Origin of the sequence: Actinoplanes cyaneus (assembly GCF_016862095.1) — a bacterium.
Classification (GTDB): Bacteria; Actinomycetota; Actinomycetes; order Mycobacteriales; family Micromonosporaceae; genus Actinoplanes; species Actinoplanes cyaneus.
In genome coordinates this window covers 45,060-66,577 of sequence record NZ_BOMH01000043.1, presented here as the reverse complement: position 1 = coordinate 66,577, position 21,518 = coordinate 45,060, and the positions used below count along the sequence as shown (strand labels likewise).

Genomic DNA, 21,518 nt, shown 5'->3' with positions numbered 1-21,518 from the left:
CCACCGGCCCCCGCACGTCGCGGGCATCGCACCGTGGCAGCCCCGCGCGACGCCCGCCGCCGGTCCCGGCAGGCCCGCGAGTCCCGCTTTCCGGCTGGTGCTCATGGGCGTTATTCGTCCCTCATAACGCCCATGAGCACCAGCCGGGACCGTGGGCGCGGCCGCAGCCCGGACCCCGGACCGGCTCGCGGGGTTCTTGTGACCGTGCCCACCCGCGGAGGCCGCCCTTGCGGTCTGAGTGTTCTGGGCCGGCCACGGCCCTGCTCGGATCGGAAGGGTCCCCGCGGGAGCGACGGTCTGTACCCCGGCGGAGGCAGGCAATGAAGAATTAGATCTTCAGTTGCGGTGGGGGCAGCGGCGCATACCTTCGCTGGCCAGTGTCGCGGCGTCGGCGTCGAGGTAGAAGGCCGGGCGCAGGTCCAACTCGTCGTAGTAGCGGTGGAAGACCGGGGTGATGCCGCCGGACATCGGGGGGACGATCCAGGTCCAGTCGGCCGGGACCCGGCGGCCGGCTTTCGTCTCGTTGTCGAGGTGGGTGAGGAAGCGCCGTGACTCGGTGTGATGGTCGCTCATCTTGACGCCGGCCTGTTCGAAGCTGTGCAGGACGGCGAGGTTGAGTTCGAGCAGGGCGCGGTCGCGCCAGAGGGACGACTCGCGGGTGGTGTCGAGGCCGAGGCGCGCGGCGATGACGGGCAGCAGATCGTAACGGTCGGTGTCGGCGAGGTTGCGCGCGCCGATCTCGGTGCCGAGGTACCAGCCGTTGAACGGGGCGAGTGGGTAGTGCACGCCGCCGACGGTGAGCCGCATGTTGGAGATCGCCGGGACAGCGTGCCAGCGCAGGCCGAGCTCGGTGAACCACTGGTGCTCGGGGTGGGTGATCGGAACCTCGCGGATGGCGCGCTCGGGCAGCTCGTAGAGGCGGATCCCGTCCGCCGGCGTCTCGATGACCAGCGGCAACACGTCGAAGGCCTCGCCCTTGCCTCGCCAGCCGAACGCGCTCATGGCTGTGGTGAACTCCCGCAGCCTCGGGTCGCCGACGGTCGCGCCGTCCTCGGCACGGTAACCGGCGTAGCGGATCAACTGCTCATTCCAGACCCGCGCGTACGGCTGGCCGGGCACAGCCGGCGCGAAGACGCTGATCACCGGCCGGATCTGTCCGTTCCCCGCGGTCAGCAGGTGCTGCACGAGCAGGGAGTAGATCTCGTCGGCGGTCCGGGCCCGGCGGCGGTCGAGCACGAGCAGGCTGCGCCAGTAGAGCCGGCCGATGCAGCGGCTCGCGTTGCGCCACGCCATCCGGGCGCCGTGGGTCAGCTCGTCGGGCGTGTGCACGTACGTGCCGGTGGCCGCGATCTGCGCGCGCACGATCGCCAGCCGTGGCTCGACCGGCCCGAGTCGCGGGTTCTCGGTGTAGCACCGCCGCAGGAAGTCCTCCGCCTCGGCGGGGTCGGCGGGCGCGTCCGGATCCCAGGGCTCGGTCGGATTGTCCCGGTAGCCGGGCACGAGCATCGAAGGCCTCCGGAGAATCGAGGGATGGGGATACCGGAGGTTCGCACGACCCCGTACGGGGCGAATCAGACAAGCTGTGCGATAAACGCGACGAGCCCCACCCGATCGGGTGGGGCTCGTCGTTTTTGGGCTTTTACTCGCCAGGCGTGGATTTGGCGATTTGCATCAGGAACTCGATGTTGGTCCGGGTCTGCTTGAGCCGGTCCATCAACAGGTCCAGAGCGGCGCCGGACTCCAGCGAGCTGAGCACCTTGCGGAGCTTATGGATGATCGCCAGCTCCTCCTTGCCCAGCAGGATCTCTTCCTTACGGGTGCTGGAGGCGGAGACGTCCACGGCCGGGAAGACGCGCTTGTCGGCGATCTTCCGGTCGAGCTTGAGCTCGGCGTTACCGGTGCCCTTGAACTCCTCGAAGATGACCGTGTCCATCATCGACCCGGTCTCGACCAGCGCGGTCGCGAGGATGGTGAGCGAGCCACCGTTCTCGATGTTGCGCGCGGCGCCGAGGAAGCGCTTCGGCGGGTAGAGGGCCGTCGAGTCGATACCACCCGACATGATGCGACCGGAGGCCGGCGCGGCCAGGTTGTACGACCGGCCCAGCCGCGTCACCGAGTCGAGCAGCACGACGACGTCGTGGCCCAGCTCGACCAGCCGCTTCGCCCGCTCGATGGCGAGTTCGGCGACCGTGGTGTGGTCCTGCGGCGGACGGTCGAACGTGGCCGCGATGACCTCGCCCTTGACCGTGCGCTGCATGTCGGTGACCTCTTCGGGCCGCTCGTCCACGAGCACGACCATCAGGTGGCACTCGGGGTTGTTGCGGGTGATCGCGTTGGCCAGGGCCTGCAGGACCATCGTCTTACCGGCCTTCGGCGGGGAGACGATGAGCGCGCGCTGGCCCTTACCGATCGGCATCACCAGGTCGATGATGCGGGTGGTGAGGATGTGCGGCTCGGTCTCCAGCCGCAGGCGCTCCTGCGGGTAGAGCGGCGTCAGCTTGTAGAACTCGGGACGCCGGCGGGCCTCGTCGGGCTCCATCCCGTTGATGGTGTCCAGGCGGACCAGCGGGTTGTACTTGTCCCGCCGCTGCCCGTCGCTGTCGCGCGGGGCGGAGCGGACCGCGCCGGTGACCGCGTCACCGCGGCGCAGCCCGTACTTCTTGACCTGTGACATCGAGACGTAGACGTCGTTCGGCCCGGACAGGTAGCCCGTGGTGCGGACGAACGCGTAGTTGTCCAGCACGTCGAGGATGCCGGCGACCGGGACGAGCACCTCGTCGTCGGCGACGTGCGGCTCACGGCCACCGCCGTCACGACGGTTGTCCTCGCGGGGGTTGTCGTCGCGGTCACGGCCACGGCGACGGTCCCGGAAGCGGCTGCGACGGCTCCGGCGGCCACCCTCACCGTCGTTGTCGTCGTCGTCGTTCCCCTGGTCGGCGCGGGGACCCCGGTCACCGGACCGGTCGTTGTCGCGCTGCCCGCGGTCGTTGCGGTCGTTGCGGTCGTTGCGCTCGGAACGCTCGCCGCGCTCCGGCCGGTCACTCCGCTCGGCACGCTCGCCCCGCTCGGGACGCTCGCCACGGTCGGTGCGCTCGCCACGGTCGGTGCGCTCGCCCCGCTCGGGACGGTCGGTCCGCTCGGTGCGCTCACCCCGCTCGGCGCGGTCGGTCCGCTCGCCGTCGCGCTGGTTGCGCTGACGGTCACGGTTGCGCTCGCCACGCTCCGGGCGCTCGACGCGCTCGGTCGTGTCGGCGGCCGGCGCGGACGCGGTCTCGGTCACGGCGGGGGTGGCCTCGGCCTGCGCCGGGGCGGTCTCACGCGGTGCCGGCTCGCGCGGCGCGGTTTCCCGGGGCGCCGACTCGCGGGGAGTCGTCTCCCGGGCGGCCCGCTCGCGGGTGCGCCGGGACGGGCGCTCCGCGGCCGGGGCGGCCTCGGGGGCCGGGGTGGTCTCGACCGGGGCGGCTGCGGTCTGCGGCGTCTCGGCCGGAGCCTGCTGGGCCGGCGCGGTCTGAACCGGGGCCGGCTGGGCCGGGGCGACGGCCTCGCTCCGCGGGCGCGGCGCCGGCTCGGCGGCGGGCGAGCCGCCGCTCTGCCGCTCGGAGATCGCGGTGATCAGCTCGCCCTTGCGCATCCGGGCGGTGCCGGAGATGCCCAGGGAGGCTGCGAGGCTCTGCAACTCGGGCAGCAGCATCGCGGACAGCCCGGTGCCGCCTCGGCGGCGCTTCGTGGCGGTCGCGGTGGTGCCGGCGCCGTCAGCGACGTCAGAAACACCCGACGTCACGTCGGTGGTGTCGCTCAATGGATTCCTTCCGTCGGAAAAACCCGGGGTAACCCGGAACTGCAGCCTGGGCCGGGTGCCCTCGGAACCCGCTTCGCAGCAGCGGCGCGGGGTTTTCGTACTGCACGGCAGCTCGACGGTTTCCCTGCCCGTCATACCTTGACGGGTAGGTCTCGGCGAGTGCAGCGATCTATGGCTTGCTGCCCGGCGTATGCCTTGATGAGAAGTGAGACGAGCCTGGACGGCCCAGAAATCTCGGGGGTGCGCCGAACCGCAGAGATCGCTTGCTTCGCGGCTGTGCTAGGTCTAGAGCGTAATCAACTCTTGCGACCTGCGGCAACAGGACCCCGCTCGGCGTGTTCCACCATACCCCCTTTCACAACAGCACCGGCGCCGTCCACGCCCAGCACTTCGCCGTGCCAGGCCGCGCCCGGGTGGAAATCGCCCGGGACCTCGGTCAATGCCAGAACTGTCGGACCCGCGCCACTGACCACGGCGGCCACGCCGACCGAGCGCAGGGCCGCCACCAGCGACGTGGTGCCCGGCATGCCCGCGGCCCGGTAACCCTGGTGCAGCCGGTCCTCGGTGGCCGGGAACAGCAGCGACGGATCACTCGTGAGAGCGTGCGTGAGCAGGGCGGACCGGCCCGCGTTGAACGCGGCGTCCCGGTGCGGCACCTCGGACGGCAGGGCGGCGCGCGCGGTCGCCGTGTACCCACGCTCGGCCGGGACGAACACCGTCGGACGCACGCCCTCGGCCGGGTCCAACCGCACGGCACGCGCGCCTGTTCCCTCCGTCCACGCCACGGTGAAGCCGCCGAGCAGGCACGGGGCCACGTTGTCCGGGTGCCCCTCGATCTTCGCGGCGATCCGCAACGCGGCCTCGTCGTCGATCAGGTCGAGCCCGCCCCGCACCAGCCCGCGAGCCAGCTGCACGCCGCCCACGATCGCGGCCGAGGAGCTGCCCAGGCCGCGGGCCTGCGGGATCCGGTTGACGCAGCGCACCGCCAGGCCGGGCGGGCGCTCACCGAGCTCGTCGAAGGTGCGCAGCATGGCTCGCACGACCAGGTGCTCCTCGCCGGTCGGCAGCTCACCGGCGCCCTGCCCGCTCACCTCGACGGAGAAGCCGGCGTCGGTCACCCACGCGGTCAGATCGTCGTGCAGGGTCAGCGCGAGACCCAGCGCGTCGAAGCCCGGGCCCAGATTCGCGCTGGTCGCCGGGGTGCTGACGGAAACCGGATCGGTGACGAAGGTCAGGCCCATCGCCACATGCTAGGGCTTGATCATCTCAGGGTGACCGTCGCGCCCTGACGATCCCGCCATCCGGCGCGTGACCAGCCACCACCCGATCGCGTAGAGCACCGTGATCAGGCCACACCCGGCCAGCACGACGGACATGTCGACGTGGTCGACGACAGCGCTGGCGCCGAGCTGGCTGACCGCGATCGACAGCGTCGCCAGCATCATGTCGGTCGCGAACACCCGCCCGCGCAACTGGTCGGGCACCTCGGCCTGCAGAGCGAAGTTGGAGAGCACCCAGTTGGTCCCGCCCGCGAAGTGCGCGACGAAGACCAGCAGCAGCACCAGCGGGAACCACGGGGCGAAGGCGACACCGAGGTAGCCGAGGCCGTACAGGCTCATCGAGAGGGCCAAGCCGGTGAAGAGCCAGGCCGGGCGGGCCAGCACCGGCCGCATGACGAACGGGCCGACCAGGGCGCCCAGGCCGCGGACCGCGAAGAGCAGACCTGCGCCGAGGCCACCGGCGCCGTGTGCGACGGCGATCAGCGGGAACACGGTCAGCACGCCGTTGCCGAGGCCGACCGCGGACTTGACGGTGACCAGCGCGGTGATCCGCGGCCGGTGCAGGATGTAGCGCAGCGCCTCGACGAGGGCGTGCCCGGGGCGCGGACGCTCGCCTCCGGCGGCGCGCTCCGCCTGCAGCGGGCGGCGGACCAGGAAGGTGATCACGGTGGCGGCCAGCAGGCAGGCCGCTGTCACCGAGAAACTGGCGTACGGCCCGAACGCGCTGCTCACCACGCCGCCGAGGGACGCGCCGAGCACTGTCATGGTGCCCCACGCCGAGCCGGCGATCGCGTTCGCGGCGGGCAGGTCGGCCGGATCCACCACGTTCGGCAGCGCGGCCGAGCTGGCCGGCTGGTAGAACGCCTTGGCGACGGCCATCGCCCCGATCGCGACCAGGGCGAGCGGCGCGGTGGCCGCCGACCGGACCGCGAAGAGCACCAGCACCGCGGCGAACGAGGCGAGGTTAGCGCCGATCAGGATCTTCCGGCGGTCCAGGCGGTCGGCGAGCGTCCCGGTGTACGGCAGCAGCAGCGCGTTGATCCCGGTGTCCACGGCCAGCACCAGACCGCCCCAGAAGCCGTGCCCGGTCAGCTCCGGCAACAGCACCAGCAGCGGCACCATGACGAACCAGTCCGCTCCGAAGACCACCAGCTCAGCGGCGAACAGCCGGCGGAAGTCGCGATTACGGGTAAGGACCGTGAGCGTTTCTGGCACGTACCGGAATCTAGTGGTACCGGAGAAAAGGCCGATGCCCGGCCGTGGGGCCGGGCATCGGATTCCTTGTTTCTCGCTTACTTCTCGGAGGGCTTCTCCGGCCCCTTCGGCATCTTCAGGACCTCGAACTGGTCGGTGTAGCCCCGCAGCGCGCCGTTGCCGCCGGGCTGCGCCGGCGCGTCGTCCGGCACGGTGACCGGCTCGGCCGCCTCGGGCCCTGGGGTGTGCGCCGCCGGGGTCTGCGCGGCCGGGGTCTCCGGCAGGCCGGCCTTGCGGGCCCGCTTCGCCTCCCGCTTGGCCCGGCGCTTCTCCTTGCGCGTCTCCACCATGGTGTAGAGCGTCGGAACCAGCACCAGGGTCAGCAGCGTCGAGCTGACCAGGCCACCGATCACCACGATGGCCAGCGGCTGGGAGATGAAGCCACCCTCGCCGGTCAGGCCCAGCGCCATCGGGATGAGCGCGAAGATGGTCGCGATGGCGGTCATCAGGATCGGCCGCAGCCGGTGCCGGCCGCCCTCGATCACCGCCTGCTGCACGCCCATGCCGTCGGCCCGGTAGTGGTTGATCAGGTCCATCAGCACGATCGCGTTGGTGACCACGATGCCGACCAGCATCAGCACGCCGATCAGGGCGGGCACCCCGAGCGGGGTGCCGGTGGCCAGCAGCAGGCCGATCGCGCCGGTCGCCGCGAACGGGATGGAGACCAGCAGGATGATCGGCTGCACGATGCTGCGGAACGTCGCCACCATGATGATGAAGACGATCGCGATGGCGGCCAGCACGGCGAGGCCGAGCTGCTTGAACGCGTCCGCCTGGTCGGCGCTGACGCCACCCACCTTGTACGACGCGCCGGCCGGCAGGTCGAGCGCGTCCAGCTTCTTCGTCAGGTCCGTGTTGACCTGGCTGAGGTTGGAGCCGGTGACCGAGCCGGTGACCGTCGCGGTGCGGTTGCCGTCCGTCCGGGTCACCTGCTCCGGGCCGTTGACCTGCTTGACCTCGGCGACCGAGCTGAGCGGCACGACGCCCTTGGGGGTGGTCAGCGGCAGCGCCTTGAGCGCGGTGGTGTCGGCCGGCGCCGCGCCGAACGAGATCACCACGTCCTCGCTGGCCCCGTCGATGCTGATCTGACCGGCCGGCGCCGAGCGGAACATGCCGGCCACGGTCTGGCCGATCTGCGCCTCGGTGAGCCCGGCGGCCGCGGCGGCCTTGCGGTCCACGATCACGTCGAGCCGCGGCACGCTGGCGGCCAGCGTGGTGTCCACGTCGGCGACCCCGCCGATCCCGGCCATCGCGGTGCGGACCTGGTCGGTCGCGCTCGCCAGCACGTCGTTGTCGGCGGCGGTGACCTCGACCGAGAGCTGGCTGCTGCCCAGCCCGGAGCTCTCCTGACCGATCTTGATCTCACCGGCGTCGGTCAGCTTGCCGAACTCGGCGCGCAGCTCGTCGGAGATCTTCTCCGCGTCGGCGTCCTCGTCCAGCGCCACGTTGAAGGTCGCGGTGCCAGCGCCGCCGCCCCCGGCGAACGGGTTCGCCGAGTTGCCGCCGACGGTGACCTGGTACGTCGTCACGTCGTCGCGGCCCGCGATGATCGCCTCGACCTTCTTGGCCGCCTCGTCGGTGGCCGCCAGGCTGGTGCCGACCGGCAGCTCCTGCGTGACGGTGATGCTGTCCTGGCCGGACTCGTCCAGGAAGTTCGTCTCCAGGCGGGTGGAGAGCGCGAACGTGCCGATCAGCACCGCGATGCCGATCAGCACCGTGGCCCAGCGGCGGGTGGTGGCGAACCGGATCACCGGCAGGTAGCCGCGCTGCAGCGGGCTGCGCAGTTCCTTCTCCTCGGCGGCCTTACGGATCGCCTCGGCCTCGGCGGCGCTGCCCTTCGGCGGGCGCAGGAACCAGTAGGCCAGCACCGGCACCACGGTCAGCGCCACGAACAGCGACGCCAGCAGGGCCACCGTCACGGTGATCGCGAAGGACGAGAAGATCTGCCCGATCAGGCCACCGACCAGGGCGATCGGGGCGAACACGGCGACCGTGGTGAGCGTGGAGGCGGTGACCGCGCCGGACACCTCGCGAACGGCGGCGAGGATGGCGTGCATCTTCTCCTCGCCGTACTCCAGATGTCGTTTGATGTTCTCGAGGACGACGATCGAGTCGTCCACCACCCGGCCCACCGCGATCGTCAGCGCGCCCAGGGTGAGCAGGTTCAGCGTGTAGTCGCCGACCCAGAGGGCGATCAGCGCGACCAGCACGGAGAGTGGGATGGAGACCGCGGTGACCAGCGTCGAGCGGACGCTCATCAGGAAGATCAGGATGACCACGACCGCCATCACCAGGCCGAGCAGGCCCTCGGTGGTCAGGCTCTTGATCGAGCGCTCGACGAACGGCGCCTGGTCGGTGATCACGGTCAGCTTGGCGCCGGAGTCCTTCTCCAGGTCGGCGAGCATGTCGCGGACCTGGTGCGAGATCTCCACGGGGTTGCCGTCCGGCCGCGCGGTGACCGCGATGCCGAGGCTGTCCTTGCCGTCGGTGCGGGTGTACGCCTCCGCGGCCGGCAGCTTGCTCTCCACCGTGGCGACGTCACCGAGGCGCACCGGGCTCCTGGTGCCGGTCAGGTACACGTCGCGCAACTGCTCGACCGTGGTGATCGGGGTGCCCACCTGCACGGTCAGCGACTTGCTGCCGTCGGTGACCGCGCCGGCCGGGATCGACACGCCGTTGGCCTGCAGAACCGTGGTCAGCGACGTCGGGGCGATCCCGGCCGCGCCCATCTTCGCCAGGTTCGGCGTGATCACGACCTGCTTGCCGCGGGCGCCGGTGACCTGGGTGTCGCGCACCCCGGTGATCCCGTTCAGCTCCGGGACGACGGTCTCGTTGAGCTTGTTGAGCAGGTCACTCTCGTCCGACCCGCCGGAGGCGGCCAGCACGATCGCCGGGATGTCGTCGGTGCCGCCGGCGAAGACCTGCGGGTCGACATCCTCCGGCAGCTGCGACTGGATCCGGTTGATCGAGGTGGTGACCTGGTTGACGGCGGACTCGATGTCAGTCCCGTACTCGAACAGGACCACGACGCTCGTCGCGTTCTCCCGCGAGGTCGAGGTGACCGAGTCGATGCCGTCGATGCCCTTGACCGCGTCCTCGATCGGCTTGGTGACCTGCTCCTCGACCGTCTCCGGCGAGGCGCCGGGCAGCACCGCGCTGACGAACGCCGCGGGCAGCTCGATCGACGGGAACAGTTGCTGTTTCAAGGACGGGATCGCAAAGAGGCCGAAGCCGCTGATCACTATCGCGATCAGGGCGACCAGACCTCGGTTGGCAAGGCTTAGCCGTGTCAGAGCTGACATGGGCGCTCCCCCGAGATAATTTCGTCCGACACTGATAGTTTGCCTGACGCGAACAAATGGTTTTCGATGGGGTGCCGCTGATAGGTTCCGTCATCAGGCGGACACATCACGGCCATCGACACGTCACAAAAGGAGCGGGCGCTGAGCGAGAAAGAGCAGCTCATCGCAGAGATCATGGGTGCACAGATCAAACTGCAGCACCTGTTCGCGGACGACAGGTCGGATCCGCTCTTCTCGTCACACCTGACGATGTCGCAGTTGAAAATACTCTTGTTGCTGGCCCGGCACGGCACGATGGCCGGTGGCGAGCTGGCCCGCGTGGTCGGCGTCGGCGCCGCCGCCCTGAGCGGCATGATCGACCGGCTGGTGGTGCAGGACCTGGTCACGCGCACGGAAGATGTGCACGACCGGCGGGTCCGCCGGATCGGGCTCACCAGAGCAGGCCACGAACTCATCGACGGCATCATCACCGCCGGAGTGACGAAACAGCGCGAGCTCCTCAGCCGTCTCACAGCCGAAGAGCTCGCGGTGGTGTCCCAGGCGTCGGCCCTGCTCGTGCGGGAGGCGACGCGCATCGCCGGGAAGCCGGACGCGGAGACGCCCGGCTAGGCGGCGTTCCCTGGTGCGACCGTAGCTGCGGCGTCTCAGGCCAGGTCCAGCGCCTTCGCGGCGACCAGTGCGTCGTTGGCGATGACGGTCGGCGAGGGCGCTGTCGAGATGGCCCACTCCGGGTCCTTCAGGCCGTGCCCGGTGACCGTGCAGACCACCCGCGCCCCGGCCGGGATCCCGCCGGCCGCCGCCTGCTGGAGCAGACCGGCGACGCTCGCCGCGCTGCCCAGTTCGACGAAGACGCCGACCTCACGGGCGAGGAGCCGGTACGCGTTGAGGATGTCCCGATCGGTCACCGCGTCGATCAGGCCGCCGGAGGAGTCCCGGGCGTCCAGTGCCTTGGTCCAGCTCGCCGGGTTGCCGATGCGGATCGCGGTGGCGATCGTGGACGGCTGCTCCACCACCTTGCCGTTGACGATCGGCGCGGCGCCGGAGGCCTGGAAGCCGTACATCTTCGGCAGTCGCGTGCTGTTCCCGGCCTCCCTGTCCTCCTGGTAACCCATCCAGTACGCCGAGATGTTGCCGGCGTTGCCGACCGGGAGGCAGTGGATGTCCGGCGCGTCGCCGAGCGCCTCGACGATCTCGAAGGCCGCCGTCTTCTGCCCGTGCAGGCGGAAGATGTTCACCGAGTTGACCAGCGCGACCGGGAAGTCCTGCGAGAGCTTCGAAGCGAGCGCGAGGCAGTCGTCGAAGTTGCCCTCGACCTGCAGCAGCTTGGCGCCGTGCACCAGGGCCTGGGAGAGCTTGCCGAGCGCGATCTTGCCCTGCGGCACCAGCACCGCGCAGCCGATCCCGGCGCGGGCCGCATACGCCGCCGCGGACGCCGAGGTGTTGCCGGTGGACGCGCAGATGATCGTCTTCGCGCCCTCCTCGACGGCCTTGGAGACCGCCATGGTCATGCCCCGGTCCTTGAACGAACCGGTCGGGTTGGCGCCCTCCACCTTCAGGTAGACGTCCGCTCCGACCCGCTGGGACAGCACCGGCGCCGGCACCAGCGGCGTGTTGCCCTCGTGCAACGTGACCACCGGGGTGGCCTCGGTCACCGGGAGCCGGTCCCGGTACGCCTCGATCAAACCCCGCCACATGGTCGTACTCCCTCGCTTCAGACCGGGCAACCGCGCACAGCGTGCCCCACGCATCCGATCTCTGGGACCGGATGTCCACTATTCAGGACGGTGGCTCACGGCCTCGACATTGTTGCCGTCCGGGTCACGGACGAACGCACCGTAGTAGTGCTCGTGGTACTCGGGGTGCAGTTTCGGCTCGTGCAGCACCTCGGCGCCGGCCGCGACCGCCGCCGCGAAGAAAGCGTCGACAGCGGCCCGGTCGTCTGCCGCGAACGCGATGTGCGACTCGCGGAAACCGTCGCCCTCGCTCAGCACCCCGATCCAGAAGTCGGCGTGATCACCGCTGCCGTAACCGATCGCGACCTGGAAATCCATCCGCCGGGCCACCCCCAGCGGGGCGAGCGCCGCGTCGTAGAACGCGGCACTGGCGGCCAGATCCGAGCACTGGAAGCCCACATGGTCGAGCACTAGCCGGCCCCTCCCTCGACGCGCAGCACGCTGGCGATCGAGCGGACGATGTCCAGGCTCGCCAGTTCCTCGACGGTAGCCGCCAGCGCGGCGTCCGGAGCGCTGTGGGTCACGATGACCAATTTCGCGTCATCCGCCCGGCCGGACTGGCGGACCGTCGCGATCGAGACCTCGTGCTGGGCGAAGACCCCGGCCACGGTCGCCAGGACGCCCGGCCGCTCGGCCACGTCGAGGCTGATGTGGTACCGCGTGAGGGATTCGCCGATCGGGCGTACGCGCAGCTTGGCGTAGTTGCTCTCACTGGGCGCCCGGGTGCCGGACAGCTTGTTGCGGGCCGCCGCGACGATGTCGCCGAGCACCGCGCTGGCCGTCGGGCGCCCGCCCGCTCCCCGCCCGTAGAACATCAGCGGGCCGGCCGCCTCGGTCTCCACGAACACCGCGTTGAACGCGTCGCCCACGCCGGCCAGCGGGTGGCTCAGCGGGATCATCGCCGGGTGCACCCGCACGGAGACGGTGTCGTCCCGGCGCTGCGCGATGCAGAGCAGCTTGATCGTGCAGCCCATCTCCTTCGCGCTGGCCATGTCGCCGGCGGTCACGCCGGTCATGCCCTCACGGAACACGTCCGCCGCGGTCACCCGGGTGTGGAACGCCAGCGAGGCGAGGATCGCGGCCTTGGCGGCGGCGTCGAAGCCCTCGACGTCGGCGGTCGGGTCGGCCTCCGCGTACCCCAGCTCGGTGGCCTCCTCGAGGGCCTCGTTGAAGCCGGCGCCGGTCGTGGCCATCGAGGAGAGGATGAAGTTGGTGGTGCCGTTCACGATGCCGGTCACCGCGGTGACCCTGTCCCCGTGCAGCGACTCGCGCAGCGGCCGCAGCAGCGGGATCGCGCCGGCCACCGACGCCTCGTAGTACAGGTCGGCGTTGCCCTCGGCGGCGGCGTCGTGCAGGGTGCCGCCGTCCTCGGCGAGCAGCGCCTTGTTCGCCGTGACCACGCTCTTGCCGGCCCGCAGCCCCTCGACCAGCCACGTCCGGGCCGACTCGATGCCACCGACGACCTCGACCACCAGGTCCACGTCGTCGCGCTTGATCAGGCCCAGCGCGTCCGTGGTGAACAGCGACGGATCGACCGGAAGATCACCACGGTCGCGGCCGAGCCGGCGCACGGCGATGCCGGCGATCTCCAGCGGGGCGCCGATCCGGGCGGTCAGGTCGTCGGCCTGCTCGTGCAGCAGCCGGACGACTTCGGTACCGACGGTGCCGCAGCCGAGCAGGGCGAGGCGGACCGGTCTCGTTGGGCTCATCCAACATCCAATGCAAGCAGGTCGTCCTCGGTCTCGCGCCGCACGATGACGCGGGCCGCGCCGTCGCGCACCGCCACGACGGGCGGCCGAGGAACGTGGTTGTAGTTGCTGGCCATGCTCCGGCAATAGGCACCGGTGCCCGGAACGGCAACAAGATCTCCGGGCTGCACGTCGGCGGGCAGGAATTCATCCTTCACGACGATGTCCCCGGACTCACAATGTTTTCCCACTACGCGGGCGAGCATCGCCTCCGCGCCGGAGCGCCGGTTCGCCAGAGTGGCCGAGTACGACGCGTCGTAGAGGGCGGTCCGGATGTTGTCGCTCATCCCGCCGTCCACACTCACGTACGTCCGGATGCCGTCGACGTCCTTGACCGTGCCCACCTCGTAGAGCGTGAAGACGGCCGGCCCGACGATCGCCCGGCCCGGCTCGATCGACAGGTGCGGCACCCGCAGCGAGGCCAGCTCGCACTCCGACTCGACGATCTTGTTGATGCGCTTGGCCAGGTCGCCCGGCGTGGCGGGATCGTCCTGGGTGGTGTACGCGATGCCGAACCCGCCGCCCAGGTCGAGCTCCGGCAGCTCCACCCCGCGCGCGTCCCGGACCTGCGCCTGCAGCTCCACGATGCGCCGGGCGGCCACCTCGAACCCGCTGGTGTCGAAGATCTGCGAGCCGATGTGCGAGTGCAGGCCACGCAGGTCCAGCACGTTCTCGTCGAGGATCTGCGCGCAGGCCGCGAACGCCGCGCCGCCGGCCAGCGAGAACCCGAACTTCTGGTCCTCGTGCGCGGTCGCGATGAACTCGTGGGTGTGCGCCTCGACGCCGACCGTGACCCGGACCAGCACGCCGGGGCGCTTGTTCAGCTCGCGCGCCAGCTCGGAGAGCCGGGCGATCTCCTGGAACGAGTCGACGATGATCCGGCCGACCCCCGCCTCCAGCGCCCGGCGCAGCTCGGAGAGCGACTTGTTGTTGCCGTGGAAACCCATCCGCTCGGGCGGGAACCCGGCCGCCAGTGCCACCGCCAGCTCGCCGCCGGAGCACACGTCGAGGAAGAGGCCCTCCTCCTCGACGATCCGGACCACGGCCTTGCACAGGAACGACTTGCCGGCGTAGTAGACATCGGCCTCGCCGAACGCGGACGCGAAGTCACGGCATCGGGCCCGCAGGTCGTCCTCGTCGAGCAGGTAGGCGGGCGTGCCGTAATCCGCCGCCAGCTCGGCGACGCTCACCCCGCCCACCTGCAGAGCCCCGGCGTCGGTGCGGCTCACGGTGCGCGGCCAAAGTGCCGGCACGAGGGCGTTCACGTCCTCCGGGGTACGCAACCAGGCCGGCCCGCGGTTGCCGAGGTCGCCGTGCAGCGCCCCGGCCTCGTGTGCGCGCATGCCTTACATCCTCTCCGGCGCGGAGACCCCGAGCAGGTCCAAACCGTTGGCGATCACCGTTCGGGTGGCCTCGACCAGCCAGCGCCGGGCCACGTTCACGTCGGTGACCGGGTCCTCGCCCTTCGGCACCACCTGGCAGGCGTCGAAGAACCGGTGGAAGTCGGTGGCCACCCGCTCCTCCAGGTAGACCGCGATCCGGTGCGGTTCGCGCAGCTCGGCTGCGGTGGCCACCACGGCCGGGAACTGGCCGAGCGTCTTGAGCAGGTTGTTCTCCCGCTCGTGGGAGAGCAGGGCCGGGTCGTAGGTGTCGCCCCGGCTCATGCCCTTGTCGTCGGCGTTGCGCAGGATCGAGCAGATCCGGGCGTGCGCGTACTGCACGTAGAAGACCGGGTTGTCGCTGGAGTGCTTGGTGATCTCCTCGATGTCCAGGGTCAGCATCGAGTCGGTGGAGGACCGGGCCAGCGAGTACCGCGCGGCGTCCGCGCCGACCGCCTCGAGCAGCTCGTCCAGCGTGATGATGTTGCCGGCCCGCTTGGACAGTCGCACCGGCTGCCCGGCCCGGACCAGGTTCACCAGCTGGCCGATCAGGATCTCGATGTTCTTCTCCGGGTCGTCGCCGGCGCACGCGGCGATCGCCTTGAGCCGGCCGATGTACCCGTGGTGGTCCGCGCCGAGCAGGTAGACGCAGCGGTCGAAGCCGCGCTCCCGCTTGTTGATGTAGTACGCCGCGTCGGCGGCGAAGTACGTCTTCTCCCCGTTCGACCGGATCAGCACGCGGTCCTTGTCGTCGGTGAAGTCGGTGGTACGCAACCAGATCGCGCCACCCTCCTCGAAGATGTGCCCCTGCTTGCGCAGCTCCTCGATGGCGTGCTCGACAGCGCCGCCGTCGTGCAGGGTCTTCTCCGAGAACCAGACGTCGAAGTGCACGCCGAAGCGCTGCAGGCTCTCCCGGATCTCGGTCAGCATCAGCTCGTAGCCCCGCGACCAGAAGACCGGCAGCGCGGTCTCGGCCGGCTGACCCGCCAATTCTGGATCGTCGCTGAGGATCCGCTGGGCGATCTCGCCGATGTAGTCGCCGCCGTAACCGTCCTCCGGTGCGGGGTGTCCGTTCGCCGCCGCGTACAACGACCGGGCGAAGCGCTCCACCTGGGCGCCCGCGTCGTTGATGTAGTACTCACTGGTCACCTCGGCGCCGGCGGCGGCCAGGATGCGGCGCAGCGAGTCACCGACCGCGGCCCACCGGGTGTGCCCCAGGTGGATCGGGCCGGTCGGGTTCGCCGACACGAACTCCAGATTGATCCGCTCGCCGGCGAGCTGCTCGTTCCGCCCGTACGCCGGGCCGGCCTCGACGACCGTGCGCGCGATCGTCCCGGTCACCGCGGCGTCCAGCCGGATGTTCAGGAAGCCCGGGCCGGCGATCTCCACGGCCTTGATCCCGTCCCGGCTGCCCAGCTCCTCGGCGAGGGCGGCGGCCAGCTCGCGCGGCGCCACCCCGACCTTCTTGCCCAGCTGCAGAGCGAGAGTCGAGGCGTAGTCGCCGTGCTCGGGATTGCGCGGGCGCTCCACCGCGGTCGTCGCGGGCAGCGCGGCCAGATCGAGGCCGCGCGTCTCGAATACGGCACGAGCAGCTGAGAGAACGGTGTCAGCAAGGTTGGCGGGAGTCACCCGGCCATGCTATCGGGGGTAGACTTCAGCGTTCGGCGGCCACCCGCGCCCCGCCCTTCCCCCTTTTGACGAATCGACGAGGCACGATGAGCATGAGCACGCCGGGGCCCGAACGGGTCCCGTCCACCGTCAAGGTCGGCAAGACCACCGGCCAGGGTAAGCCGCCGACCGGCAAGCCGGGGGCGAATCGGCCCACCGCCGGAAAGGGCGGCAAGAAAGGCCGTAAGCCGGTCACACCGGTCAAGGTGAGCGGCAGCCGCAACTGGGGCCCGATCGCCGTGGCGGGCGCCGTCGTCCTGATCGCCGTCGGCATCATCGGGTACGGGGTGTACGCCTCCGTCCAGGGCTCCCGCGACTGGACCGACAAGCTGGCCGACATCCAGGGCGTCGTCAACTACCGCGCGCAGAAGAACGCGACGCTCGACGACCGCACCCACAAGGACGGCGCGCTCACCTACGTGACCAGCCCGCCCGTCGGCGGCGCGCACAACCCCACCTGGCAGAACTGCATGGGTGACGTCTACAGCGCGCCGATCGCGAACGAGCACGCGGTGCACAGCCTCGAGCACGGCGCGGTCTGGGTGACGTACAAGCAGGGCCTCGCCGCCGACCAGGTGGCCGTGCTGCAGAAGAAGGTCGAGGGCAAGGACTACATGTTCATGTCCCCGTTCGCCGGCCTCGACAAGAACGTCTCCGTCCAGGTCTGGGGCTACCAGTACAAGACCGACGACGCGAACGACAAGGCGATCGACGACTTCATCGCGGCCGCCCGGCTCAAGGCGTCGATGGAGCCCGGCGCGGCCTGCTCCAGCGGCAACACCACCACCGGCCCGATCACCGCGGCCACCAGCAACGGCGCCAGCATGGACAGCGCCACCACCGGAAGCACCAGCGGCAGTTGATGACCCAGGACGTCACCTCCTCGGACGCCGCCCCGGCATCCGAGGAGGCACCCGCCCCGAGCCGCCGCCGGTTCGGGTATGCCGCGGTCGCCCTGCTGCTCGCCGGCATCGTCCTCGGCGCCGCGATCGGCCTGGTCGTCCCCCGGTTCCGGACCCCGGGCACGGACTCGGTCGAGGCCGGCTTCCTCCGCGACATGTCCACGCACCACGCCCAGGCCGTCGAGATGGCGATGATCGCCCACGCCGACTCGGACACCCCGGCCATCGTCACCCTGGCCGCCGACATCGCCACCACCCAGCAGGCCCAGATCGGCTACATGCAGGGCTGGCTGCGCGACTGGGACCTCGACCCGACCGGCGACAAGCCCGCCATGGCCTGGATGCCCGACGCGGCCGGCTCCGTCGTCAACGGCCTGATGCCCGGCATGGCCACCCCGGAACAACTCGCGTCGCTGCGCAAAGCCACCGGCAAAGAGCTGGACGTGCAGTTCCTCACGCTGATGCGGGCGCACCACCTCGGCGGCATCCACATGGCCCAGGAAGCCGAAGACCTGTCGTCGAACAAGGACGTGGACTGGATCGCCACCAGCATGGTCACCGCCCAGCAGGGCGAGATCCAGCTGATCGACGACCTGCTCAAGCAGGCCCAGGCGAGCTGACCGGGACCGGTTGGCGGTGGTTCCGGAGAGCCTGCTAGGCTTTCGAATCACTGGGCCCCCGTAGCTCAGGGGATAGAGCGTCGCCCTCCGGAGGCGAAAGCGCAGGTTCGAATCCTGCCGGGGGCACGATGGGATTGGGCACCTGTTTCTGCGGAAAGCGCGGAACGGTGCCCATCGTGCTTTCTGCCCTGGGGCCCGAGCCCCAGACCCCACGCCGGGGACACCCCGGAGCCCCATCGGGCCCTCCGCGGAGACCACGCACATCGGTTCCGGGTCAACCCTTCACTTCGGACCCCTTTCGGGTACGGCGTGGTTTCCGGCCGACGAGGTCCACGTACATCCTGTGTACGCGGTGAATCCGGGGGCTGACGGATCAGGCGCGCACATCCTCCGTGACGTCCCCGAACACAGCGCCGGGCCGTGCACGCCAACGGTGATGCCTCGAAGGAATTCTTCCACGCTCACGAGGCCTCTCCAGAAGACCCGAGACGACTGCCACGAAGTGCACCTGAACGACGAGCCAGAGCCTAATGGTCGCGATCTTGCCCCTTAAGTCGTATAGTGGTCACTATCGTGAGCCTTAAGACTCGGAGGTGACCATGCCGCGGCCTTCCTCACGAGTGAACGCCGCCGCTGCGAGCATCGGTGAGCAGTTCGTGGTCTGGCGGAAGCTGCATGGGCTCACTGCGGTCCAGGTGGCCGAACGAGCCGGCATCTCACGAAACACGCTCCGTCGAGTCGAGACCGGCGACCCTGGGGTCAGCATGCTGGCCTTCCTGAGCGTCGCCCGGGCCCTCGGCGTACTGGAGGCATTGGTGACAGCGTCCGATCCTTACGAAACCGACCTCGGCCGGGCACGCGCGGACGAAATCCTGCCGATGCGTGTGCGCCGGTGAGCCGCGTTCTCACGTACGTCGAAATCGACGGCCAGACGCGCTCCGCCGGAGCGGCCTACTTCAACCTTCGTCGAGGCCGGTTGACCGCGACGTACTCTTACGACCGCGACTACCTCGGTTTGCCGGGCGCTTACGCTGTCGATCCCTCGCTTGCACTCATGACAGGCTCGTGGCCTGTGCCGAATGGCCTGCCCGGCGCCTTCAGCGATGCGGCTCCAGACCGCTGGGGCCGTAACTTGATCACCAGGCGCCTCCGCAGCGAAGCCGGCGCCGCGGGCCAGGTCGCGCCCACTCCCGACGACCGGGACTACCTACTGGGGGTGAGCGACGAGACCCGGCAGGGCGCTCTGCGTTTCAAGACCGATACGGAGAGCGAATTCCAGCATCCGGCACCCGATGTACCGAAGCTCATCGCCCTTCCCGCTCTGCTGCATGCCGCCAACGCCGTCACACGTGACGATCCGGACAACCTGGAAGCGATCAAGGTACTTTTGGACGCAGGGACCGGTTCGCTCGGCGGGGCTCGGCCCAAAGCCTCGGTCCGGGACGACCACCGGCTCATGATTGCGAAGTTTCCGCACCATGCTGACGACTGGAGTGTCATCGCATGGGAGAAAACTGCTCTTGACCTCGGCGAGGCCGCCGGAATCCGGGTACCGAAGAGGCAGTTGGTCGGCATCGACGGCAGCCCTGTGCTTCTGCTCGAGCGTTTCGACCGGAAGGGCACCCATCGCATCGGTTACATCAGCGCGATGACTCTTCTGGAAGCTCAGGACGGCGACTCCCGTGATTACACCGAGATCGCGGAAGCCATTCCGGAACACAGCTCCGCAGCCGTCGAGGATCTCCGGCAACTGTGGCGACGCATCGCGTTCTCCGTCGCTCTCCACAACACCGACGACCACCTCCGCAACCACGGTTTCCTACGCCACGGTTCAGGATGGAGCCTGGCCCCTGGTTTCGACATCAATCCCAACCCGAACCTATCGGCTCAGCGAGTGACCAGCATCGGTGGCGCAACCAATCCGGCCGACGAGGTCAACGCCCTCCTCGTGTACGCGGAAAGCTTCGCCCTGACGGATAGCCAGGCACGAGCCGTTCTCCGCGAGGTCGCGGACGCCGCCAGTGACTGGGAGTCCGTCGCCCGCAGCAACGGGATCAGCCAGTCGGAGATCACCCGCTTCGAGCGAACGCTGAGCCAAACCATCAATGCCGTCCGCCGCGTCTGACACCGGCTGATCAGCACCCGCCACGGGTCGCGGCGTACCAGGTCCGGGTCGGCGAACGCCTCGTCGACGAGGTGGAACCCGCATAGAAACCGAGGCCGTCCGTCTCGTCGTAGATCATCGCCACCGCGTCCGACCCTTCCAGATCCGGCGGCAGTGCCACCGTCGCTCTCGCCGGCGGCCAACAGCCTCCAGGCGGCCGAGAGCCTGCTCCCGGCAGAACGCGTAGCAGGCGTTGATGCGGGCCTCCGCCTGGTCCCCGGGCAGCACCACCAGGTCGATGCTGAAAGATCAGGCGCGGCGGGAGGGTCAGTGCTGCCAGTGGAGGTAGTCGACCTGCATGGTCTGCGGGAACGGGAGGGCAGGGCTGGGAGCTTTGGGCCAGTCGCCGCCGACCGCGACGTTGAGCAGGACATAGTACGGCTTGTCGAAGAGCCAGGGGTGTCCCGGGGCCAGGTCTTCGGGGGCGAACGAGGCGTAGGCCGTGCCGTCGAAGGAGATCTGGACCGAGCCCGGCCACCAGTCGAGGGCGTAGAGGTGGAAGCCGCTCGACGGGGGTCGCGGAGTAGCCATCGCGACTTCCCGCTGCCAGGGGCGCCCGGCCCGGTCGGGGCCGTGGATGGTGGCGTGGACGGTGGAGGGCTCACGGCGGCCGAGGCTCTCCATGATGTCGATCTCGCCACAGCGGGGCCAGCCGATCCGGGGAGCGTCGGCTCCGAGCATCCAGAACGCCGGTAGCAGGCCGGCGCCGCCGGGTGTCCGGATGCGGGCCTCGAGGTGGCCGTAGGAGGCGGAGAAACGGCTGTTCAGGCGGCCCGAGGTGAACGAGCCGGAGGCGGGGCCGCGGCGGGCGGTGATCGACAGCCGACCGGCGGTGACGGCGAGGTTGGCCGTCGACGCGGTGTAGTTCTGCAGTTCCCGGTTGCCCCAACCGTGGTCGCCGGTCTCCGGGCGCCACTTGGCATCGTCGAGCCACCGGCCGTCGAAGTCGTCGGCGAAGATCGTCCGGAGTGGGGTGGTCTCGCGCCGGACCAGGGTGAGCGTCACCGAGGTGACGGTGATCAGGCCGGACGCCGGCACCAGGCCGACTCTCAGGCTGCCCTCGGCGGCCGGCACGGTCATGCTCACCCGGCGCAGGTGGTGCAGGTCGGCGGTCTGCCGGACCGGGCCGGAGGCGCCCTCGGCCATCAGGGTGAGTGCTGTCGCCGTGCTCTTCCCGACCCCGACCGTGACCAGCCAGGTCCCCCGAGCCGGGATCGGCACCACATAGCAGGGCCGGGATCCGGTGCTCGCCCAGCGGCGCGACCAGCCGACGGCGATCGGGCTCCGGGCCGCCGGGGCCGGACCTCCCATCGTGGAGCAGCCGGAGGCGGACCGCGGGTCCCCGGCCAGGGCCAGGCCCGCGAGCGTGAACACGAGGGCGAGGACGAGGCCGGCCCGGACCATCCAGGGCGACGGCGGACCCGCCGCCGGCGCGACCGGAGTCGCGTCGACGGCGAGCCGATGAGGTGCTGTCGTCAACGGTCGGCGATGCTCAGGGCTTCGCCTTGCCGCCCGGGCGCACGAGCCCGATGAGCGCTCCGACAGCGAAGGTGAGGGTGACGCCGGCCATGATCCAGGCCGGCAGGTTGACGAGTGCCCCGGCGATCGGGATGGTGCCGCCACCGGCGAGGGCCATTCTGCTTCCGTACATCGTGTGATCTCCTGTTGG

The 21,518-nt window shown here is 70.1% G+C and carries 18 protein-coding genes and 1 tRNA gene; 6 read left to right on the top strand and 13 right to left on the bottom strand.

Going from position 1 to position 21,518, the window contains the following annotated elements:
- Window positions 1–336: 336 nt before the first annotated feature.
- The 5 genes from Acy02nite_RS29260 to Acy02nite_RS29240 form a co-directional block, all read right to left on the bottom strand.
- Window positions 337–1,506: a nitric oxide synthase oxygenase gene (locus tag Acy02nite_RS29260; RefSeq protein ID WP_203746572.1), complete on the bottom strand. Its 1,170-nt coding sequence runs from the start codon at window positions 1,504–1,506 to the stop codon at window positions 337–339.
- A gap of 133 nt (window positions 1,507–1,639) precedes the next feature.
- Window positions 1,640–3,799 (bottom strand): transcription termination factor Rho, encoded by a 2,160-nt coding sequence (rho, locus tag Acy02nite_RS29255; protein ID WP_203746570.1) that lies wholly within the window; start codon window positions 3,797–3,799, stop codon window positions 1,640–1,642.
- 296 nt (window positions 3,800–4,095) lie between these two features.
- Entirely contained in the window at window positions 4,096–5,040 is a 945-nt protein-coding gene (gene thrB / locus Acy02nite_RS29250; protein ID WP_203746568.1) for a homoserine kinase, read from the bottom strand.
- 9 nt (window positions 5,041–5,049) lie between these two features.
- Window positions 5,050–6,294, bottom strand: a complete 1,245-nt coding sequence (locus Acy02nite_RS29245; RefSeq protein ID WP_203746566.1) for an MFS transporter — start codon at window positions 6,292–6,294, stop codon at window positions 5,050–5,052.
- Between the two features lie 77 nt (window positions 6,295–6,371).
- The gene (locus Acy02nite_RS29240) at window positions 6,372–9,635 is read right to left on the bottom strand and encodes an efflux RND transporter permease subunit (protein ID WP_203746564.1); all 3,264 of its coding nucleotides are present in this window, start codon (window positions 9,633–9,635) and stop codon (window positions 6,372–6,374) included.
- A gap of 174 nt (window positions 9,636–9,809) precedes the next feature.
- Here Acy02nite_RS29240 and Acy02nite_RS29235 point away from each other — a divergent pair, with 174 nt between their 5' ends.
- The gene (locus Acy02nite_RS29235) at window positions 9,810–10,244 is read left to right on the top strand and encodes a MarR family transcriptional regulator (RefSeq protein ID WP_203746562.1); all 435 of its coding nucleotides are present in this window, start codon (window positions 9,810–9,812) and stop codon (window positions 10,242–10,244) included.
- 35 nt (window positions 10,245–10,279) lie between these two features.
- Here Acy02nite_RS29235 and thrC read toward each other — a convergent pair whose 3' ends face one another.
- The 5 genes from thrC to argS all read right to left on the bottom strand — a co-directional run bounded on the left by thrC (window position 10,280) and on the right by argS (window position 16,124).
- Window positions 10,280–11,329, bottom strand: a complete 1,050-nt coding sequence (gene thrC / locus Acy02nite_RS29230; RefSeq protein ID WP_203746559.1) for a threonine synthase — start codon at window positions 11,327–11,329, stop codon at window positions 10,280–10,282.
- 78 nt (window positions 11,330–11,407) lie between these two features.
- Entirely contained in the window at window positions 11,408–11,779 is a 372-nt protein-coding gene (locus tag Acy02nite_RS29225) for a VOC family protein (RefSeq protein ID WP_203746557.1), read from the bottom strand.
- A complete protein-coding gene (locus tag Acy02nite_RS29220; RefSeq protein WP_203746547.1) occupies window positions 11,779–13,077 on the bottom strand; it encodes a homoserine dehydrogenase in 1,299 nt (432 codons plus the stop codon). Before Acy02nite_RS29220 ends, Acy02nite_RS29225 begins: the two co-directional genes overlap by 1 nt.
- Window positions 13,074–14,459 (bottom strand): diaminopimelate decarboxylase, encoded by a 1,386-nt coding sequence (gene lysA / locus Acy02nite_RS29215; protein WP_203746545.1) that lies wholly within the window; start codon window positions 14,457–14,459, stop codon window positions 13,074–13,076. The genes Acy02nite_RS29220 and lysA overlap by 4 nt, the downstream gene beginning before the upstream one ends.
- Window positions 14,460–14,462: 3 nt before the next feature.
- Window positions 14,463–16,124: an arginine--tRNA ligase gene (gene argS / locus Acy02nite_RS29210; protein ID WP_203746543.1), complete on the bottom strand. Its 1,662-nt coding sequence runs from the start codon at window positions 16,122–16,124 to the stop codon at window positions 14,463–14,465.
- An 86-nt stretch (window positions 16,125–16,210) separates the two neighbouring features.
- Here argS and Acy02nite_RS29205 point away from each other — a divergent pair, with 86 nt between their 5' ends.
- The 5 genes from Acy02nite_RS29205 (at window position 16,211) to Acy02nite_RS29185 (ending at window position 19,810) form a co-directional block, all read left to right on the top strand.
- Window positions 16,211–17,026, top strand: coding sequence for a thioredoxin-like domain-containing protein (locus Acy02nite_RS29205; RefSeq protein WP_203746534.1), 816 nt, complete (start codon window positions 16,211–16,213; stop codon window positions 17,024–17,026).
- A complete protein-coding gene (locus Acy02nite_RS29200; RefSeq protein ID WP_203746532.1) occupies window positions 17,026–17,685 on the top strand; it encodes a DUF305 domain-containing protein in 660 nt (219 codons plus the stop codon). The genes Acy02nite_RS29205 and Acy02nite_RS29200 overlap by 1 nt, the downstream gene beginning before the upstream one ends.
- Before the next feature lie 54 nt (window positions 17,686–17,739).
- Window positions 17,740–17,811: transfer RNA gene (locus tag Acy02nite_RS29195), tRNA-Arg, on the top strand.
- Between the two features lie 473 nt (window positions 17,812–18,284).
- Entirely contained in the window at window positions 18,285–18,581 is a 297-nt protein-coding gene (locus Acy02nite_RS29190) for a helix-turn-helix domain-containing protein (protein WP_239175339.1), read from the top strand.
- A complete protein-coding gene (locus Acy02nite_RS29185; protein WP_203746529.1) occupies window positions 18,578–19,810 on the top strand; it encodes a type II toxin-antitoxin system HipA family toxin in 1,233 nt (410 codons plus the stop codon). The genes Acy02nite_RS29190 and Acy02nite_RS29185 overlap by 4 nt, the downstream gene beginning before the upstream one ends.
- Before the next feature lie 10 nt (window positions 19,811–19,820).
- Here Acy02nite_RS29185 and Acy02nite_RS29180 read toward each other — a convergent pair whose 3' ends face one another.
- From Acy02nite_RS29180 to Acy02nite_RS29170, 3 genes are all read right to left on the bottom strand, one after another.
- A complete protein-coding gene (locus Acy02nite_RS29180) occupies window positions 19,821–19,970 on the bottom strand; it encodes a hypothetical protein (protein ID WP_203746527.1) in 150 nt (49 codons plus the stop codon).
- Between the two features lie 146 nt (window positions 19,971–20,116).
- Window positions 20,117–21,328 carry a glycoside hydrolase family 16 protein gene (locus Acy02nite_RS29175; RefSeq protein WP_203746525.1) on the bottom strand — a complete coding sequence of 404 codons (1,212 nt, stop codon included), beginning with the start codon at window positions 21,326–21,328 and terminating at the stop codon, window positions 20,117–20,119.
- Between the two features lie 13 nt (window positions 21,329–21,341).
- On the bottom strand, window positions 21,342–21,500 hold the full coding sequence (locus Acy02nite_RS29170; RefSeq protein WP_203746523.1) for a hypothetical protein: 159 nt from the start codon (window positions 21,498–21,500) through the stop codon (window positions 21,342–21,344).
- Between the last annotated feature and the right edge of the window lie 18 nt (window positions 21,501–21,518).

What these genes read in the sequence shown, in the direction of transcription:
- thrB (WP_203746568.1), bottom strand. Translation starts at nt 5,040, where the DNA reads ATGGGCCTGACCTTCGTCACCGATCCGGTTTCCGTCAGCACCCCGGCG.
- Acy02nite_RS29220 (WP_203746547.1), bottom strand. Translation starts at nt 13,077, where the DNA reads ATGAGCCCAACGAGACCGGTCCGCCTCGCCCTGCTCGGCTGCGGCACC.
- Acy02nite_RS29235 (WP_203746562.1), top strand. Translation starts at nt 9,810, where the DNA reads ATGGGTGCACAGATCAAACTGCAGCACCTGTTCGCGGACGACAGGTCG.
- Acy02nite_RS29240 (WP_203746564.1), bottom strand. Translation starts at nt 9,635, where the DNA reads ATGTCAGCTCTGACACGGCTAAGCCTTGCCAACCGAGGTCTGGTCGCC.
- Acy02nite_RS29170 (WP_203746523.1), bottom strand. Translation starts at nt 21,500, where the DNA reads ATGTACGGAAGCAGAATGGCCCTCGCCGGTGGCGGCACCATCCCGATC.
- thrC (WP_203746559.1), bottom strand. Translation starts at nt 11,329, where the DNA reads ATGTGGCGGGGTTTGATCGAGGCGTACCGGGACCGGCTCCCGGTGACC.
- Acy02nite_RS29260 (WP_203746572.1), bottom strand. Translation starts at nt 1,506, where the DNA reads ATGCTCGTGCCCGGCTACCGGGACAATCCGACCGAGCCCTGGGATCCG.
- Acy02nite_RS29190 (WP_239175339.1), top strand. Translation starts at nt 18,285, where the DNA reads ATGCCGCGGCCTTCCTCACGAGTGAACGCCGCCGCTGCGAGCATCGGT.
- lysA (WP_203746545.1), bottom strand. Translation starts at nt 14,459, where the DNA reads ATGCGCGCACACGAGGCCGGGGCGCTGCACGGCGACCTCGGCAACCGC.
- Acy02nite_RS29200 (WP_203746532.1), top strand. Translation starts at nt 17,026, where the DNA reads ATGACCCAGGACGTCACCTCCTCGGACGCCGCCCCGGCATCCGAGGAG.
- Acy02nite_RS29205 (WP_203746534.1), top strand. Translation starts at nt 16,211, where the DNA reads ATGAGCATGAGCACGCCGGGGCCCGAACGGGTCCCGTCCACCGTCAAG.